The organism is Pseudomonas serbiensis (genome assembly GCF_030580745.1).
Lineage (GTDB): Bacteria > Pseudomonadota > Gammaproteobacteria > Pseudomonadales > Pseudomonadaceae > Aquipseudomonas > Aquipseudomonas serbiensis.
Map to the genome: position 1 here is coordinate 281,434 of NZ_JAUQOO010000001.1, position 18,503 is coordinate 299,936.

At 59.3% G+C, this 18,503-nt stretch carries 12 protein-coding genes, 2 pseudogenes and 1 riboswitch; of the genes and pseudogenes, 1 reads left to right on the forward strand and 13 read right to left on the reverse strand.

Translation table 11 applies throughout. The features are described from left to right. Positions 1-88: 88 nt before the first annotated feature. Positions 89-286, reverse strand: a riboswitch (cobalamin riboswitch). A gap of 19 nt (positions 287-305) precedes the next feature. Continuing rightward, positions 306-1,022, reverse strand: a complete 717-nt coding sequence (locus Q6A51_RS01270; RefSeq protein ID WP_304573935.1) for a FadR/GntR family transcriptional regulator — start codon at positions 1,020-1,022, stop codon at positions 306-308. Positions 1,023-1,132: 110 nt separating this feature from the next. Between Q6A51_RS01270 and Q6A51_RS01275 the strand changes: the two genes are divergently transcribed. Beyond that, entirely contained in the window at positions 1,133-1,858 is a 726-nt protein-coding gene (locus Q6A51_RS01275; protein ID WP_201017641.1) for a FadR/GntR family transcriptional regulator, read from the forward strand. Between the two features lie 62 nt (positions 1,859-1,920). Here the strand turns inward: Q6A51_RS01275 and Q6A51_RS01280 are convergent, their stop codons facing one another. The 12 genes and pseudogenes from Q6A51_RS01280 to Q6A51_RS01335 form a co-directional block, all read right to left on the reverse strand. Continuing rightward, positions 1,921-2,643 carry an oligogalacturonate-specific porin KdgM family protein gene (locus tag Q6A51_RS01280; RefSeq protein ID WP_122321208.1) on the reverse strand — a complete coding sequence of 241 codons (723 nt, stop codon included), beginning with the start codon at positions 2,641-2,643 and terminating at the stop codon, positions 1,921-1,923. 133 nt (positions 2,644-2,776) lie between these two features. Further along, complete coding sequence (locus Q6A51_RS01285; protein WP_201017639.1) at positions 2,777-3,541, reverse strand: ABC transporter ATP-binding protein; 765 nt, start codon at positions 3,539-3,541, stop codon at positions 2,777-2,779. A 10-nt stretch (positions 3,542-3,551) separates the two neighbouring features. Then, a complete protein-coding gene (locus tag Q6A51_RS01290; RefSeq protein WP_201017638.1) occupies positions 3,552-4,391 on the reverse strand; it encodes an ABC transporter ATP-binding protein in 840 nt (279 codons plus the stop codon). A gap of 19 nt (positions 4,392-4,410) precedes the next feature. Continuing rightward, complete coding sequence (locus Q6A51_RS01295; RefSeq protein WP_200985972.1) at positions 4,411-5,316, reverse strand: ABC transporter permease; 906 nt, start codon at positions 5,314-5,316, stop codon at positions 4,411-4,413. Beyond that, the gene (locus tag Q6A51_RS01300; RefSeq protein ID WP_025259706.1) at positions 5,316-6,353 is read right to left on the reverse strand and encodes an ABC transporter permease; all 1,038 of its coding nucleotides are present in this window, start codon (positions 6,351-6,353) and stop codon (positions 5,316-5,318) included. The genes Q6A51_RS01295 and Q6A51_RS01300 overlap by 1 nt, the downstream gene beginning before the upstream one ends. Before the next feature lie 31 nt (positions 6,354-6,384). Beyond that, on the reverse strand, positions 6,385-8,007 hold the full coding sequence (locus Q6A51_RS01305; protein ID WP_304573936.1) for an ABC transporter substrate-binding protein: 1,623 nt from the start codon (positions 8,005-8,007) through the stop codon (positions 6,385-6,387). Between the two features lie 76 nt (positions 8,008-8,083). After that, entirely contained in the window at positions 8,084-9,238 is a 1,155-nt protein-coding gene (locus Q6A51_RS01310; protein WP_201002926.1) for a mandelate racemase family protein, read from the reverse strand. 375 nt (positions 9,239-9,613) lie between these two features. After that, entirely contained in the window at positions 9,614-11,287 is a 1,674-nt protein-coding gene (locus Q6A51_RS01315; protein WP_304573937.1) for an ABC transporter ATP-binding protein/permease, read from the reverse strand. Continuing rightward, positions 11,284-14,106 carry a M16 family metallopeptidase gene (locus Q6A51_RS01320; protein WP_304573938.1) on the reverse strand — a complete coding sequence of 941 codons (2,823 nt, stop codon included), beginning with the start codon at positions 14,104-14,106 and terminating at the stop codon, positions 11,284-11,286. The genes Q6A51_RS01315 and Q6A51_RS01320 overlap by 4 nt, the downstream gene beginning before the upstream one ends. A 49-nt stretch (positions 14,107-14,155) precedes the next feature. Further along, complete coding sequence (locus tag Q6A51_RS01325; RefSeq protein WP_201017633.1) at positions 14,156-16,990, reverse strand: TonB-dependent receptor; 2,835 nt, start codon at positions 16,988-16,990, stop codon at positions 14,156-14,158. Positions 16,991-17,145: 155 nt separating this feature from the next. Continuing rightward, positions 17,146-18,114 (reverse strand): annotated as a pseudogene (locus Q6A51_RS01330) (AraC family transcriptional regulator ligand-binding domain-containing protein); the annotation flags it as partial. Between the two features lie 14 nt (positions 18,115-18,128). After that, positions 18,129-18,293 (reverse strand): annotated as a pseudogene (locus tag Q6A51_RS01335) (GGDEF domain-containing protein); the annotation flags it as partial. Between the last annotated feature and the right edge of the window lie 210 nt (positions 18,294-18,503).

Below are 18,503 nucleotides of genomic sequence, written 5' to 3' on the forward strand. Positions count from 1 at the left end.
AGGAAACACATCCCCGGCACTGCACGGAAGGCAGGGCAAGGCAGCCATGAACCGGCGCGCGGATGTCCTTCCCGGACACCCCGCCGGTCAGTAAAGTTGCAGGTCGGTAGGTCTCCTGACTGGCACGTCATTGCTTTGCTCCAGCCTTCCCGGAAATCACCAGTGGCTGTCATGGAGTTGGCTCGATGCCTACAGTTGCGGGGGCAGTTTCGTTTGAGCCGCGCAGGTGCGAGGCTCTCGAATTCCCTGTTAGTTCCTCTCGGAAACCGACGGGGCGCGATGGTAAACGATAAGCCTTTTAGTGGCTAATCCTTTGCGCGAAAGCGCTGGAGGCAGTTGATCAGGTGCAGGCGCATCGCCGCCCTGGCCGCATCGCGATCCTGATGGGCGATGGCCGAGTAGATCTGCTCCTGTTCGCGCTGCTGGATATCCGGGTCATCCATGAGTTGAAATGACGGCACATTGCCGAAACCGACCCGTGCGCGAGGCAGGATGCTGTTGCCCAGTTGGGTCATGACATCGGTAAAGAAGCTGTTGGCAGTACATTGCACGATACTGCGATGAAACTCGAAATCGGCCTGGGTCGTATCGGTTTCGTTCTGGTCGCAGCGATGCAGCTCGTCCAGCGCCTTGCGTATGGCTTCAAGCTGCTCCGGTGTACGCCGTTGGGCGGCGAGGGCGGCGGACTCGGGCTCAAGGCTCAGGCGCAGCTCTATGATGGCTGCTGCATCGGGAGGGCTGCCGGAGATGGCTTCCGGAATCTGGAAGTCCCGGGGGCGCGAAGCATCGACCACGAAGGTTCCGATGCCATGGCGGGTTTCCACCAGCCCTTCGGCCTGCAAGCGCGACATCGCCTCGCGAACCACTGTGCGGCTGACACCGGTTTCCCGGATGATGACCTGCTCGGTCGGCAGCTTTTCACCGCTCTTGATCTCGCCTTCGCGGATCTTGCGCGAGAACTCGGCGACCAGTTGCTGGGTCAGGCTGGAGCGGCGTCCTGTAGGGGATGACGGGTGTTCCATGGGCGGGCTGATCGGGTCCGGGTCGGGTTGCTGAGTATAACCGCAGTAATGGTGTGTTTTGTGTCGGTATCGCAGCCTATACTGCGGCATTCGATCGAATTGAGGCTGCAATGTCGGACAACGTCGTTTCCTCGCAGAAAAACCATCGCCGTCTGGCTGAAACACTGGTCGACCGCTTTGCCCAGCGCATGCGCGATGGCGTGCTGCAGCGTGGCGAGAAGCTGCCTTCCGAGATCAATATCATGGAGGCCGAAGGGGTCAGCCGCACGGTGGTGCGCGATGCGTTGTCGCGGATGCAGGCGGCAGGGCTTGTCGAGACGCGCCACGGGGTCGGCACCTTTGTGCTGGACATGCCGCCACCTGAAGGTTTTTCGGTCGGGCCGGCGACCATTGCGACTGTGTCCGATGTGCTTAATCTGCTGGAGTTTCGTATCAGCCTTGAAGTCGAAGCGGCCGGGCTGGCGGCGCAACGTCGCAGTCCTGAAGCCTTGCTGGAGCTCAAGCGTGCCTTCGATGCGTTGCTTGAAGGCCCTGAAAAGTCCGGGACCACGATCAATGCCGACTTCCAGTTTCACCTCAAGATCGCCAAGGCTTCGGGTAATGCCTACCTGATCGACATCATGAAACACCTGGGCACCAAACTGATCCCGCGTACCCGCATGAATTCCGCCTACACCGGGCAAAGTGATCGCAGTGCCTACCTGGCCGGGATCAACGCCGAGCATCGACAGATCTACAACGCGATTGCCGAAGGCAATGTGGATGCGGCCCGTTCAGCCATGTACCTGCACCTCAACGGCAGCCGCATCAGGTTGCGGCGTACTCATAGCGAGTAGGGTTTGTTCGCGAATGAATTCGCTCCTACACCGCGGTAGGAGCGAATTTATTCGCGAAAGGATCACATAAAGTTGTACTGAATCCCCACTCGCAACCTCAGCTGGCGTTTGTCATCCTCGGAATCGACCTTGATATCGCCGATCTCGAAGAACGGCACCCATTGTTTGCTCCAGCGATACTTGAACGCCGCATTCTGTTCGTAATCGCTGGTGCCGTTGTCGTAACGGATATAGTCGGCATCGAAATAGGTGAGCTGGTACTCGTAAGTCCATGGTCCCTTGGTCGAGTAGTTGATCCAGATGTCATAGCGGTTGATCGACTGGTTGTCCATCGAGTTGTCGGGCATGGATTCGTTGATCCTGTCCCGGTCCAGCTTGATCGAGTCATAGCGGTAACGGCCTGAAATGCTCAGCGCATCGTTCACCTTGTAACCGACCTTGATGCCCGTCTTGTAAGACGTGGACTTCTCGATGCTTTCCAGTGCCAGGGAAGGCGTCACGGTCCATCTGTCGTTGAGTTTGTGCTGATAGCTGATCGTCAGTTCATGGCCGTTGCCGACGGTATTGTCGAAGGCCACATCCTGACGGTCACCCGCGGTCTTGTACTTCAGCTCACCTTCAAACCCCCAGCCACTGTCCAGGCGTGTGCCGAACTTGACCCGGTCGGAGTGCATGCGGGTGCTTTCCGCGTATTGATGTCGATAGTTGATATAGCCGCTGTCGGCATAGCTCCAGGCAGATGGCAACAGGGCGGACAGGGAGAGCAGAGCGATTGATTTTTTCATTTTTTTATTCTTGTTTGATTGAAGTTCTGGGTGTGTTGGAGCAAATCGCAGGCAGCCGAATCCCGTAGCCGTCATGGCCTGGGGTCACGCTGTCAGCGGGGTTCGGTTTTTCAGGCCGTCAGGCGACGACCGCTCAGCCGGTGAGGCGCACGTCCATGTCGCGGCTGGCCTGGATCAATAATCGGGAGTACTCGTGCTGCGCCTGATTGTTGACCAACTGGCTGCTGTCGAGGGTTTCCAGCACCTGGCCTTGCTGCATCACGGCAACCCGGTCGCACAGGTGCGCCACGACGCCCAGGTCGTGCGTCACCATCAGGTAGGTGAGGCCTTGTTGCTGTCGCAGGTCGGCCAGCAGATTGAGGATTTCGGCCTGAACGGAAACGTCCAGCGCCGAGGTGGGTTCATCCAGCAGCAGGACGCGGGGTTCCAGGATCAATGCCCGGGCGATGGCGACACGCTGGCGCTGACCACCGGACAGTTGATGCGGATAGCGAAAGCGGAAGCTTTCATTGAGACCAACCCGTGACAGCACTTCGCAGACTCTTCTGTCGCGCTCGCCGATGCGATGGATGCTCAGGGGCTCCTTGAGCGCTGCATCGATGGTGTGGCGCGGGTGCAGCGAAGCATAGGGGTCCTGAAAGACCATCTGCACGGTCCGGTAATGACTGGCGTCCAGATGACGGCTTACCGCCCGGCCGGCCACGCTCAGGCTGCCGGTCCAGTGCTGGTATTGCCCGGCCAGGCAGCGCAGGACCGTAGTCTTGCCCGAACCCGACTCGCCAACCAGCCCGAACGACTGGCCCTCTGCGACTTGCAGGTTAACGTCACGCAGCACCTGATTCAGTCCTGGACCAGTACCAAAACTCAGGTTCAGTGAATCGACTCTGATCATTGCCATGGGATCATTCTCAGTGGGTGAGCCAAAGGGGATCGCGTTGCAGGACCGGCAGGCTGGCGCGCGGACGATCCAGGCTGGGCAGGGCGGCGAGCAGGCCCTGGGTGTACGGGTGTCGGGCGTGGTCCAGTTCGCTGGCCGCCAGGGATTCAACGACTCGCCCGGCGTACATCACCAGCACCCGGTCGCAGAAGTGCCGCACCAGATTCAGGTCATGGCTGATGAAGATCAGCCCCAGATCACGTTCGCTGACCAGTTCTTCCAGCACATTGAGCACCTGACGACGCACCGAGACATCCAGTGCCGAGGTGGGTTCGTCGGCGATGATCACTTGCGGGTCGGTGATCACCATCATGGCAATCATGATTCGCTGTCCCATACCGCCGGAAACCTCGTGGGGGTAGAGATCGTAAACCCGTGCCGGGTCGCGGATATGCACCTTGGCCAGCATGTCCAGGGTGCGTTCGCGGGCTTCCCGTGCCGAAACCTTGTGATGAGCCAGATAGGCCTCGGCAATCTGTTCGCCGACCTTGATCACCGGGTTCAGCGAGTATTTAGGGTCTTGCATGATCATCGACATGCGCCGACCGCGAATGCCCTGGATCTGTTTCTCGCTGCAACTGAGCAGGTCGATATCGCCGAAGCGCAGGGTCTTGGCGGTGATGCGGGCGCTCGACGGGTGCAGACGCAACAGGCTGCGCCCCACCGTGGATTTTCCGGAGCCGGACTCGCCGACGATGGCCAGTTTTTCCCGACCCAGATTGAACGAAACATCGCGTACCGCCGCCGTTGTCTTGCCAGCATTGGTGAATTCGACGCGCAAGTCTTCTACCGCAAGCTTTATCTGTGACATGGCTTTTACCTTGTTTTTGTTATTCGCTGCGTGGGTCCAGAACATCGCGCAGGCCATCACCCAGCAGGTTGAACGCCAGGCTGACCAGCATGATCGTTGCGCCGGGTGCTGCCACCAGCCACCAGCTTTCCAGCATGTAGCGTCGGCCGCTGGAGATCATCGCGCCCCATTCCGGCAGTGGCGCCTGTGCGCCCAGACCGAGGAAGCCCAGTGCCGCGGCGGTGAGGATGATGCTGGCCATGTTCATGGTCAGGCGGATGATCACCGAGGACAGGCACATGGGGATGATGTGACGACCAATGATGCGCAGTGCCGATGCGCCCTGCAGCTTGACCGCCACCACGAAGTCGGCGTTGCGCAGCGACAGGGTTTCAGCCCGCGCCAGGCGTGCAATGGGCGGCCATGCGGTCAGTGCAATGGCAATCACCGCATGTTCCAGGCCTGGGCCGAGAGCGGCGATGAACGCCAGTGCCAGAACCAGGCTGGGAAACGAGATGAAGATATCGGTGATACGCATGAACAGGCTGTCGACCCAGCCGCCAAAGTAGCCGGATACGGTGCCGATCAGCAGCCCGATCGGGCCGACGATCACGGTCACCAGCATCACGATGTACAGGGTGATGCGTGAGCCATACACCAGGCGGCTGAACACGTCCCGGCCATATTCATCGGTACCGAACCAGTTCTGTGCGCCTGGCGTGCGCAGGGCGGCTGACAGGTCCTGGGCGAGTGGGTCGTGAGTGGCAATCCATGGCGCGAAGAGGGCGACCACCATCAACGTGCTGATCACGATCAGGCCCGCCAGCGTCATCGGGTTGCGCAGCAGAAAGCGCAACAGGCGTGAGCAACTGCCGGTGAAGGCCGCGAAGCTTGAGGCGGGTGCCTGGATCATGGGTTTGGCGCTGCTTGCAATGGACGTATTCATCAGCGGGTTCTCGGATCGAAGACTTTATAGAGGGCATCGCTGATCTGGTTCAGGATCACGAAGATCAGACCGATCAGCAGCACGCAGGCCATCACCGCATTCATGTCGCCCAGCAACAGGCTGCTGGTCAGGTACTGGCCGAAACCCGGCCAGGCAAAGACCGTTTCGATCAGTACTGCACCTTCAAGCAGGCCGCCGTAGGCCAGGGCGACGATGGTCAGCAACTGCACGCGAATGTTGCGGAAGGCATGGCCCCAGACGATTCGCCGCTGCGACAGGCCCTTGACCCGCGCCGTGATGATGTACTCCTGCGACAGTTGCTCGAGCATGAAGCTGCGGGTCATGCGGCTGATGTAAGCCACCGAGTTGAAACTCAGGATCACCGCTGGCAGCAGGATGTGGCGCAGCGCGCTGCGAAAGGCCTCCCAGTCGCCGGACAGGGCAGTGTCGATCAGCAGCAGCCCGGAGCGGGTTTCGATCAGGCCGTCATAGGCCAGGCCGATACGTCCGACACCACCGGCCCAGCCCAGCCAGGCGTAGAACACCAGGAAAGCCATCATGCCCAGCCAGAAGATCGGCGTGGAGTAACCGAACAGCGTGATGACGCGGGCAATATGGTCGCCGGTGCGACCCTGGTGGGTCGCGGCATACACGCCCAGCGGCAGGCCGATCAGCACGCCGAACAGGATAGCCAGGGTCGCCAGCTCCAGAGTGGCCGGGAACACCCGGGCGATGTCTTCGATGACCGGATGGCCAGTGAGCAGCGCCTTGCCCAGATCCCCATGCAACAGGTCCTTGAGGTACAGGCCGAACTGGGTCCAGAGCGGCTTGTCCAGGCCCAGTTCCTGATAGGCCTGAGCGTAGGCGGCTGCATCGGCGTCAGGTCCGACGATGGCCAGCACCGGGTCCAGCGGCATGACCCGACCGATGAAGAAAGTGAGCAAAAGCAGTCCGAACAGGGTCGCCGCCACTGATCCGCCGCGCCGGGTGCCGTTGGCGACCCGACTGCTCAAAAGTGAAAATGATGCACTCGACATAATGATTCCTGCCTTCGTTGAACCCATGAGGTCAGCGTTGCTTGTAGACATCCCGCAGGCGCGTGGTGGCTGCGCTGTGGCCCAGGTATTGGCGGACATCGGCGTGGATCACCACTTCATCGGTCATCTGCGAGACCGGCATGATGGGACCTGCCTTCTGGTCGTAGAGGGTCTGGATGCGCTGGTACAGGCTGAGCTGTCTGGCGGCATCGCGTTCCTGCTCGGCCTGCTCGATCAACTGGTTGATCTCGGCGTTGTAGAACGAGGTGCGCCAGCCCTGAAAATTGCTCAGCTTGGCCTGCTCGCGGTTGTCCGGGTTGTAGATCAGTGCCCGCAGGCTGGAATGGGGATGGCGTTCGGCGCCGCCGCCACCGCGACCGACCAGAATGTCGAAGCGACGATCCCGCATGGCACCGTAGATCTGGTTGCCGGTACCGGTGATGATCGTGGCCTGAATGCCAGCCTGAGCAAGGGTGGATTGCAGGCTGGTGGCGATGTTGATGAACGGGGAGTCGGTGAGTGAGCGAATGGTGATCTTGAAACCATCGGGATGCCCGGCCTCGGCCAGCAAGCGTTTGGCTTGTGTGACGTTGAGCTTGTAGCCCGGATCGTCCAGTCGCGCCGCCAGCCCTAGTTGCAGCGGGCGCTGATTGATCAGGCCGTAGTGAGGCATCACCACGTTATTGATGCCCTGATAGTCGATCAGCGAACGAATGGCCTGGCGAACCCGTATGTCCTGAAACAACGGCTGCTCCATGCTCAGGGCCACGTAATAGAGCGTGCCGCGAGGGATGGTCTGTACGCTGACTTCTTCAGAGCGGGTCAGGGCCTTGATGTCGGTGGCGGCCATGCCGCGTGCCACATCCAGATCGCCGCGTTCGACCATCAGGCGCAAGGCCTGGGACTCGGTCATGTTGCGCATGATCACCCGGCGCATCTTGGCCGGCCCGCGCCAGTACTGGTCGAAGCGGGTCATGAGGATCACGTCGTTGGCCCGCCAGATATCCAGTTTGAAGGCGCCGGAACCTGCAGTGTGCGTCGTGAGCCAGGCTGCGCCCTGATCGTCACCCTGGGCATTTTGCAGGGCGGTGACGCGATCAATCACAAAAGCACTTGGGGAAGTCGCCAGGGTATTGAGCACCAGCAACGGGTCGGTGGCCTTGGGCAGGTCGAGAACGAAAGTTGATGGTCCTTCGGCGCGCATCAGTTGGCTGACGTTCTGCGCCGTATAGCCATAGGCTTTCCAGGTGGAGGCGAGGGCTTTATTGAGAGTGACCACGCGCTGCAGAGACCAGGCGACATCCTGGGCGGTCAGCGGGTTGCCGGAGTGAAAGGTCACGCCAGGACGCAGGTGAAAGGTGAGGCGCATGCGGTCCGGGCTGATTTCCCAGCGTTCGGCCAGAGCCGGAATCAACTGGTCCGGGCGTGCGGCGTCCTGTTCCAGCAGCATGTCGTAGACATTGGAGTTGACCTCCGACACCTCAAGGCCGGTTGCGCCTGCGGGGTCCAGGGACAGGAGATTGATCATGCTCATGCCGATCACCAATTGATCGACGGGTGTTTCTCCGCGTGCGGTGGCAGGCGGGGTGTGCAGAAATGTCGCCGTGAGGGCGAGGCATAGCAGCCAGGGCAGGCGCTTGGGCCAGAGTTTCATGGGGGCGGTCCTTTTTTATATTTATAAAGACACTTTGACGAGGGGCGCTCTGATCGCCCCTCGTGGTACAGCCGGTTCAGTAACGTTGCAGGGTATGAGTCTCGATATAACTGAAGTTGATGTCTTCGCCCAGTCCCGGCTTCTGGGAAAGATGCACGTAACCGTCGCTGTCCATGGGGTCGACCAGGGTATTGAGGTAGGCCGGTACGTCATCGTACTCAAGGAAAGGGTGCAGCAGGCCGCGCTCGTACCAGCGACAGTTGCTGATGGCGCCGACCACACTCAGGTTGGCTGCGCCGTTGCCGTGGACCTCGCAGTCCATGCCGAACGATTCGGCCAGATGCGCGACTTTCATGCATGGCCCGATACCGCCAACACCTGCCACACCGGCGCGCAGGATGTCGCAGGCCTTGTTGCTGACCCAGCTGGCGCGGCTGTGGTACTTGCCGGCAATGCTTTCAGGTCCGAGTACCGGAATGTCCAGATTCGCGGCGAGCCAGGCATAGGATTCGCTGGAGTCTTCCATCATTGGCTCTTCGAACCAGGCAAAGTCGAGCTTCTGTAATTCGCGGCCTATATAAAGAGCGTCGGTGCGGCTGTACCAGTGATAGCCGTCGAGCATCAGGGCGATATCCGGCCCTACGGCTTCGCGTACGGCGGCGCAGGCCTGGACGTCCATCTGGGGGTTGGGCGCGAAGGAAATCGGTGGCATCCAGGTGTGCAGTTTGATGCCCTTGTAGCCGCGCTGGACCAGCTTCTCGGCGAACTGGCCGTATTCATCCGGCGTGGACAGACCGCCCGGCAGGTCATCGCCGCACATGGTCGAACCATAAGCCAGCACCTTGTCTCGATAACCGCCCAGCAATTTGTACACGGGCAGTTTCAGGGCTCGTCCGGCCAGATCCCACAAGGCCTGCTCAACCAGCGCCAGGGCACGATCGGTAAACTGGCTGGCACTGCCGCGTTGCCAGTGAGCCAGTTCCTGCCAGATTTTTTCCCGGTTCATGGGGTTCTGGCCGATCAGCACCTTCTTCACGAATGACTCGATGATATGCGGGCGGATCAACTCGGGCGCACCAAAGGAAAAGCCTTCGCTGCCATCGTCGCAGGCGATGCGCAGCATGCCCATTTTGACCGGTTTCTCTTCGCCGGGATGGGCGTGGCCGGCGCTGTCTACAGCGCGCCGCGAAGGGTAGGAAAAGACATCGACACTGACAGAGATGATTTTCATGGTGGCCTTCATTGGTCTTGTATTTATAAAGGAGGTTATTCGTATGTCGTCATACAACGTTGGGGCGATTATTTACAGATATCGAGAGGGTGGTCAATAGTGGTGTGATGACTATTTCGATTATTCGTAGTTTTTATGGGGTGTTATTGAGGTCATCATACAGGAATGGAGGTGGATTCCTTGTTGTCATCATACTTCTATGGGTCGAGTAGGAGCGGATTCATCCGCGAGACGTCATTGAAGTCGATATATTTTCTTCGGATGTACGGGCCTCTCGCGAATGAATTCGCTCCTACAAAAAATCCTTTTAATTCATTGCGTTGTATTTTTTACAGAGGCACCGGGAGCAGACGCTCCCGGCTTTTGAGGCGGGAGTCAGGCGGCGGTGGGTGTGAGGCTGGCCTGCAGATTCAAGCTGCGCTGGAAGAGGTTTGCAACACTGGGCTGATGGCTGATGCCGATCACCAGTGTGTCGGGCAGTTCCTGTTTCAGGATATTGAGCAGATGGCAGGCGCTCTGGTCATCCAGTTGATTGGTCGCTTCGTCCAGATACAGCGTCTGCGGTGCATACAGCAGGGCACGGGCCAGGCCCAGGCGTTGCTGCTCGCCACCGGACAGTTCGCGAGTCCATTCGGTTTGCTGTTCCAGGCGATGTTCCAGCTTCGACAGGCCGACCTGATGCAGCACCTGAACAAGACGTGCATCGGACGGGCATTCTGTGGCCGGGTAGACCAGCAACTGACGCAACGGCATTTGCGGCAGGTAAGGCTGCTGCGGAATCAGCAGGCTCGATCCGCCCGGCAGTTCCCAGTTCCCCCGGTAGTAGGGCCACAGGCCTTGCAGGGTGCGCAGCAGAGTGGACTTGCCCAGACCGCTGCGGCCTTCGATGCGCAGCCATTCGCCTGTCGTGGCGCTGGCATTGATGTTATCCAGCAGGACGCTGCCATCGGGGCGATGGATTTGCAGGTCATCGATACGCAACGCCACGGTGCGCTCGATTTCGCGAACCTGGCCACGGGTTGCCTCAATCGCCTGCTGAAACTGGCCAAGCCGTTCCACCGTGGCGCTCCAGGCGGCGAGGCGTGGATAGACGTCGATAAACCAGCTGAGCGAGCCTTGCACCGCCGTAAAGGCACTGCGGATCTGCATCAGACCACCAAGAGTGATGGTCTTGGCCAGAAAGGCGGGCAGGGCCGCGAAGACCGGGATGATGCGGCTGACCCGGTCATAACTCACGGTGAAGAACTGCAGCTTGCGCATCCGTTCCATGAGCTGCCACCAGTTGCCGGCGATGTGTTCGAAACGTTCGCCCAGTTGGCGTTTCTCGACGGATTCACCGCCATACAACGCGATCTGCTCGGCATGGTCGCGCTTGCGCAGCAGGCTGGCGCGAAAGTCGGCTTCGTAACGCTGCTGCTGAAAGTTGAGCGGCTGCAACGGGCTCCCGAGAAAGTGAGTGAACGCGGTGCCCAGCACGGTGTAAAGCACGGCTGCCCACAGCAGATAACCATGGATCGTGATGTCATGGCCCAGCACCTGAAAGTTCAGGACCCCCGAGAGGTTCCATAGCACGCCTGCGAAGGCCAGCACCTGAGCCAGGTTGATGATGAACGACGCCAGCAGCTCGACGCTGCGATCCACCAGCAGGTCCACGTCCTCGGCAATCCGCTGGTCCGGGTTATCCGGCTCGCCGGTCAGCCCCAGCCGATAGTAGGCCTGGCCCTGCATCCAGGCGTCGATGGTGGTTTTTGTCATCGCCCGGCGCCAGCGCAGCACCAATGCCTTGCGCAGCCATTCCAGGTAGACAACGATCACCACGTAGCCCGCGATGTACAGGCAGTACTGGCCCATCAGCGAGTACAGCGCTTCGGTCTTGAACTCGCCCAGGGTGTCGTAGAACGTCTTGCTCCAGGCGTTGATCCAGACGTTGATCTGCACCACCAGCAAGCCCATGCCGATCACACTGAGCAGCAACACCCACGACAGCCATTGCCTGCGGTCCAGCCAGTAGGGGCTGGCCAGGGCATAGAAGGTTTTCAGGGTTTTCATTGACCGGCTACCGCCTCTTTCGGTGCAGGCAGCAGGCGGAACTGGACCAGGTTCTGCTGATCGAACAGCTCACCGGCCAGACGCTTGAGCGCCGGAACTGTCAGGGCGTCGAGCAATTGCTGTTGCTGGCTCAGGTAGCGCGGATCACCCCAGTAACGATCACTGAGAATCAGGCGGCGCATCTGGGTCTGCGGATCGTCGCGGCGCAGTTTTTCCTGATGGATCAGGTTCTTGCGGGCGGCAGCGATGTCTTTTTCGCTGATGGTTTTCGACAGCCCGGCAAGCGTGGCCTTGGCCATTTGCCAAAGCTCTTCGACACGGGCCGGATCGGTACTGAAATTCAGGCTGCTTTCAATGCGTTGGGTCTGTTGATTGAGCGTGCTGTCAAAGTTCAGTCGATAGACCCCCGAGGCTTCGCCCCGAAGCTGCTGTTTGAGGGCGGCGAGGGCTATGTCCCGCAAGGTCGCGACTCGTGCAGCGTCCACCGGTGTCCAGGTGCGCGGGTGATAGCTGAAGGCTTGCAGCACGGCACGAGGTTCGATGCCGATGGCCAGTTCCTGAGCGTGGTAGCCGCTGCGCTGCTGTTGCTGGCTGGTCTTCAGGGCCTTGCCGCGAGGAATGCCAGCCAGTTCCTGTTCCACCAGAGGCTGGAGAACGCTGACGTCCACATCGGCCATCAGGTAGTAAGTCACCGGTGCCTGGCTCAGGCGTTTCCAGTCCTTATCCAGCTCTTCAGGCTGTACGTTCTGCAATTGGGCGATGGTTGGCGTCTGCCAGTTGTCCTGGCCGTATTGCAGCTTGCGCAGGGCCTTGTCCTGTAGCTCTCGGACATTGTCGGTATTGCGCGACAGACGCCCGATCAGCTCGTCTCGCGCCTCCTCGAAAGCTTCGCTGTCGATGCCTGCTGGCGACTGGCTCAGGCGATAGGCTTGCAGCATGGCCAGAAGGCGATGTTGTGCGGGAATGTCCTTTTTGGCGTCTATTGTCGAGAGATCCATTTGCAGACGGTCGGCTTCCTGATCGAGGGATAGATTCACCCCTTGCTCGCTGCGCCAGCGGCGGATCTGCTCTTCGTTCCAGCCTTGTGGAGCGCTTTGGCCAGTCAATTGCGCCGCCATCTGGCTGCGCCAGGCTGGAATCTCGGCGGTCATGAACCCGGCGCTGGAGTCTGCTTTCATCAGCAGTCGGTCATTGTCGCCATTGCGTTTGAGCCAGACCAGACGGTCGCCGTTGCTCAACTGCCAGTATTCGACTTTCTGCTCGGCGAATGCCTTGCGTTTCACGACCTGTCCTTTGGCCGTGGCCGCAGGCAAGGCGGGCAGGGCGTCGGGTTCTGTCGAGACGGTGGCAGCTTCGGCTTGCGGGGCGTCCAGCGGGCTGCTCTGGACCTGTGCCATCAGGCTGTTTACAGCCTCGGCCGTGGGCAAGGTCAGCGGTTTCAGGCCGGGAGCCGAGAGTTGCAGAACCCGGTCCGGGCTGTCGGTCCAGCTTTTCAGGCGCTGGTTGAGGTCCTTGAGTTCGACGGTGTCGAGCGCTTTCAAGTACTGCGAAGCGATGTCGTGTTTGGTGGATACGATGCGATTTTGATTCGTTGCATCGTTGAGGTCCGTGATCCATTGCTCGAAGGTGCGTGGTTCGTTTTTCGCCAGCATCTTTTGCGCGACGGCGCGTATTTCTTCTTTCTCGCGGCGCAGATCGGTATCACGCAGGCCATAGCGCCGCACCCGCTCGATTTCCGTCAGCAGTTGTTTCAATGCCACCTGGTGAGCGTCACCTTCCACGCTCGCAGCAATGCCCAGAACGCTGGAGTAGTCGCCGATCAGGCTTTTCTGCACGGTCAGGCTGCGCACGCCGGTTTCCCGAGGCTGGATACGCAACTGGTCCAGCAAGGCCGACAGGGTAATGCGGTCGATCAGGCGTTCGCGCAGGCCGTCCTGGGTGGGCGCACGACTGTCGGGCTCATGCAGGCGAAACAGCAAGGCCACTTGATTGCTACCGCTCTGGCTGTCCTGCAGGCGGACGATTTTCAGTTGCTTGTCCAGTGGCAGCTCCCGGTAGCTTTTCTCGGGCAATGCCCCTGGCCTGGCCTTGCCGAACCAGTGTTCGATACGGTTGGGCAGGGTCGCGGGGTCGATATCGCCGACAATGGTCAGCACCATATTGTTGGGCACATACCAGCGTTGTCCGAAGCTCTTGAGTTCAGCCAGCGTGGCCGAGCGAATCGCAGCTTCGTTGCCGATGGTGCGATGCTCCGGGTAGCGTGAACCGATGCGTTGTGAGGCGGTACGCTGATCGTTCATGCGCTGGGCGACACCCAGGCCGCCGCGCCATTCTTCGATGACGACCGGACGCTCCTGCTCCAGATTTTCCGCGGTGTAATCATGGGCCAGGGTCAGGGTCGAAAGCGCCTGCAAGGCCTGCTCGGTCTGGGCCGTGCCGCCGGTAGGGCTGAGCATGTACAGGGTGCGGTCGTAGTTGGTCATGGCGTTGTAATTACGCCCCTGAGCCCAGCCCCACTGGTTCATGAGGCTGCGAATGTTCTCGCCTTGTCCGGCATGGCTGTAGAAATTCAGGTGCTCGACCAGGTGGGCGACACCCACCTGGTCATCCTCTTCATCCACGGAACCGGCCTTGACGGCCAGACGTGCATCGATTCGGCCGGGCTGGCTGACTTCACGTACCAGACGATATTCCAGGCCATTGCTCAGATGACCGCGTACGACTTGGGCGTCCCAGGCCTGTGTTTGCGGGCTGCCGGGAAACTGGGCGCAGGCGCTCAGCATCAGCAAGCCCGACAGGCTCATGATTATTTTTTTCATCAGATCAGGTATCTCGGTTAAAGCGTTTGATCAATCGGTTACGCAGAGGTCAGAAGCGGTAGCCGACTTCGAGCCAGTACTGGCGACCGGTTTCATAGGTGGTGCGGGCACTGTTGCTGACTATCGGATTGACCTTGTCGGCAACGTTGGTCACGTCCACGGCAACGAATGCGGCCTGATCCTTGCCGGTGGGCAGTTCCCAGTCCAGGCGCATGTCCCAGGTAGGGGCTGCCTTGACGGTGGCTGTTTCGTACACGGAGTAGTCTTTGCCATCAATGGTCACGTCATCGCCTGTACTGATGATCTGGTCGTAGCCACCGCGGTAGCGAAAGAAGTTGCTCCAGGTCAGGTTCAGTTGCGGTATCTCGGTGATGGTGGTCATGCGAGCTGTCCAGGGCCGGTTGAAGTCACTGGCAGGCAACTCGTTGTATTTCATCTGTTTGCCGTCATAGATCACATCTTCGTTGGTATACAACTCGGAGTTGATGGCATCGTCATAGTTGCCATAGGCATCACGAGTACGGGACCAGTCGAAGGCCATCTGCACGCTGGTCCGGGTGCCCTGGAACTTGAGTTCATGCAAAGGGGTGACGCTCAGTGTGATGTTGTCGCTTTCGCTCATCCCTTCGTTGGTGTAGGTGAAGTATTCGGTCGCATAGCCGTTCTCGGCCGCCAATCCCTGGACACGAGCCGATGAGCGATTGATCTTGTCTCTGCCCTTGCGGTTGACATATTTCAGACGAAAGTCGGTATCCAGCCAGCGCTGATCGATGCCCAGAGTCAGTTCGTCGTCATAAGGAACATCAAGGGAGGTGAACTTGCTGGTGCTGGCCTGCCGGGTTCCTACCCAGGCGCCGGTCTGGGTTTCGCGGGCATAACTGGTATTGAGCGTGCCGCGTCCGTCTGCCAGCCGATACTTGAACAGGTTGCGGCCGTAGTAACGGTTGGCACCAAAGACCAGCACGGTGCTGCGGTCGCCGAACAGGTCGTAGTCGCCGGAAAAGCGCGGAGCAATGGTCTTCTTCTCCATATAGTCGTCGCCCTCAAAGCGCACGCCTGGACGCAGGGTCAGCTTGCCGATTTCAATCTTGTCCTGGGCGAAGAAGGCATATTTGTTTTCCGTCAGTTCAATCTTGCCGGCTTCATAGGTGGTCATCCGTGTGGCGTATTGCCGGATGTTGCCATTGAGCATCCTGCCGATCGAGCAAAGCGAGTCGTTACCGGCGCACGTGGCAACATTGTCCCGGCGGAATGTGGTTGCGGAGGTCACGTCGTCAAGGCGTTCCCAGGTTGCGACCTGGTGTGACAACTCCATGCCTGTCGTGAAGTTGTGAGTGGTGCCTGCAATCTGGATCGGGAACCAGTCGGCCTTGGTGTTATAGGTGATGCCGCGCTGTGTCTGTTCGAGCGACCCGGACGAGCCCTCGGCGCTGCGGGCTGTGTTGCTGTTGGGGTTGCCCCAGTTCTTTACGGTCGAGAAGTACCAGTTGATGTATTCGTCTGACTCGGCATCCCGCGAACTGTTCAGGTTGGTAAGCGCCAGTTTATTGGTCCAGACGGCATTGTCACCTTGCCACTTGGCGTTGATCGCGCCCTGAAAGCCACCGCCTTCTGTGGTGAAGCCGGAGTTGATGCGGTTGGCCCGGAAGTAAAAATTTTCCTGCGGGGCATAGGTCAGCGAGGTATCGAGGGTCAGTCGCTCGCTGGCATTCCAGTAGGTCTTGAGCAGGTAGTTGTCGATACGGCGTGTCTGGTCTTTGGTATTGGGGCTGGTATCACTTCTGTAGCCGTTATCGTAGACATTCAGCGGAATGGTGGCCCGTTTCTGGGAAAAGTTGAGAATGGCCCCGAAGTTCTCTGTCAGATGACCTTCCAGTGTGCCCCGCACAGTGGTTTTCTCGAACTGAGGCTGGTATTGCTCGTCCGTGGAGGTCTGGAAGCCTTCCTGGTCCTCGCCACTGATGTGGTATTTGGTCCATTCCGAGCGTGTCATGGACGCTGAAATCTTGCCATGCATTTCCTGGGTGGGTTTACGGGTAATGGCGTCTACCACACCACCATTGAAGCCCCCGTATTCAGCGGGGACGTTACTGTCGTAAACGCGAACTTCTTCGAGCAGGTCGGCATCCAGCGCAATGCCGTGTGAACGGCTGGGTGCCGAGTCGAACTGGCGAATGGAGTTGTAGTCGTGCTCGCCCGGATCCAGGTCGTTATTGATCGAGATGCCATCGATCATGAAGTTGTTCTGGTAGAACTTGGCGCCGTTGATGCTGATATCCGCCGGGTCGATTTCGCCGGGAGAATTGGAGCTTTGCTGAGCATTGTTGAATTGCACGTTTGGGTGCATGCGCAGCAGGGTGGTGATGTCGCCATTGGCACCGGGGAAGGCTTCGATGGCCTTGCGACCGATCACGGTCTGTCCCTGGAAACTGTTTTCTACCGGCTCACCCAGCACCACCGTGCTCTGCAACTCCATCGGCGCATCGAAGCCGCTGGTCCGGGTCAGGTGAAACACCAGGCTGCCATCTTCATAGCCCCAGCCGATGCCAGTGCCATGCAGCAGTTTCGCGAGGGCCTGTTCGCTGCTCATCTGGCCTTGTACGGCTTGTGAGTAACGGTTGCCCAGCAAGGCCGGGTCGACGCTGACTTGCAGGCCGCTCTGCTGGCCGAAGCTGATCAGCGCGGCCGAGAGTTCTTGTACCGAGATATCAAAACTATGGCGGGTTTGCAGGATTTGCTCACGCTCGCTCAGCGGTTCGCTGGCCATTACGTTCTGGCTGCTGATCATCCAGCACAGGCTCAAGGCGCTGAGTTGTGTGGCGTGATTCAGGTGTTTGCGAATCGCTGTGCCCAGGCTTCGCGATGGCTGAGTGTTCGGTGTCATCCCACGTCCCCGTACGGGCTTAAAACCCGCATTTTTGAATGAGAATTGATCTCAATGTTATGTGCGAGTCAAAGGACGGGGCAGCTCGGGAAATTTTCAGAAAATAATTGAAAAAACTTCATGAAGGGCGGGCAGAGGCCATTCTCAGGTCGTTTTCAGTCGAAATTGAACAGGCGCTGGATCAGTTTCGGGGTACTGCCAGTCCAGCGTTTGAAGGAACGGCGGAAGTTGGCGGGGTCATTGAAGTTCAGGTATTCGGCGACGGCTTCATTGCTCAGACCCTTGATCTGATACAGGTGCAGGGCCACGTGTTTGCGGGCCAGATCGTGCTGGGCCTGGAAACTGGTGCCGTGTTTCTGCAGTTTGCGCTTGAGGGTCGCCGGGCTCATGGCGAAAGCCTGGGCGACCTGATCCAGGTTCGGTGCTTCACGCACGTTATCGCGCAGATAACGGTAGATCCGGTCCAGCAGGCTGGCGTACATGCCCAGCGTTTCCAGTTGTGCGCTGGCTTCCTGCTGAGCGACTTGCCCGGCAATCGGAGACGCGCCAGGCCATTGACGGGTCAGGCATTCTCTGGGAAGGCGCATCATGTCCAGTGGTCGCCCGAACGAGGTGTTTTCCCCCAGATGAACCCAGTACTGCTCGACATAGCGTGGCTCGTCATGACAGAAACTGCATTCCCAGGGCAGACGCTCACCGCCCAGCAGATGACTCATCGCGATCAGCGCGGTCATGCCGGCTTCCAGCACAAACCGCTGCTGCTCGCCTGCGCCGCAACTGTCCAGCCAGTAGAGATAGGCATAGTGCTCGTCCAGTTCCAAGCGCGGCGTCAGCAGCGGGCTGAGCAGCGCCTGCTGCTGGATCAGGATTTCCAGAGCCTGATGCAGATTCCGGGCATGGCGCAAGGCATGACTGGCTGCACCGTAATGGCCGGGAAACAGGCGCTGGCCAAACAGGAAGCTGGTGTCATCGGCGCCCATCTGCCGTTGGGCATTGCCGATCAGGGCGAAGAATTGTTGCGGGCTCAGGCGTGTCTTGCCTGCAATGATGTCCTCGTAGAACAGACCGGTGCCTTTGAGCAGGCGGTGGCTGTCGATAGCGCGCGACAACGCCAGGTCGATAACACCAGAAACAGCTAGATCAAGGCCAGCAGCGCCGAGCCGCCTTCGCCGATGAGATCCAGCCATTTCCATTCGCTGACGTATTTGATATCGCCAAAAGCCAGAAAAGCGAGCAGCCCCATATTGGCCGTGACCATCAGCAGAGCGAGTTTCCCGCGATGGGGTTTGAGAATGCTGAATATGGCCTGACGGGCTCCCGGAGCGCTGAATGCCGGCCAGCACAACAGATTACTGTGACAGTTGGGTGATGGGGGCGGCGGACGGTTGTTGGCTGTTATGGCCCGTTTTTGGCAGAGTTGGAATTTGGTGTTTTTTGAGATGCCTCATAGGGTATTTATCAATGAATCAGCTAGTTATGGCTTTCAGTAGCGTCGAATCGGAAAACTCTGGAC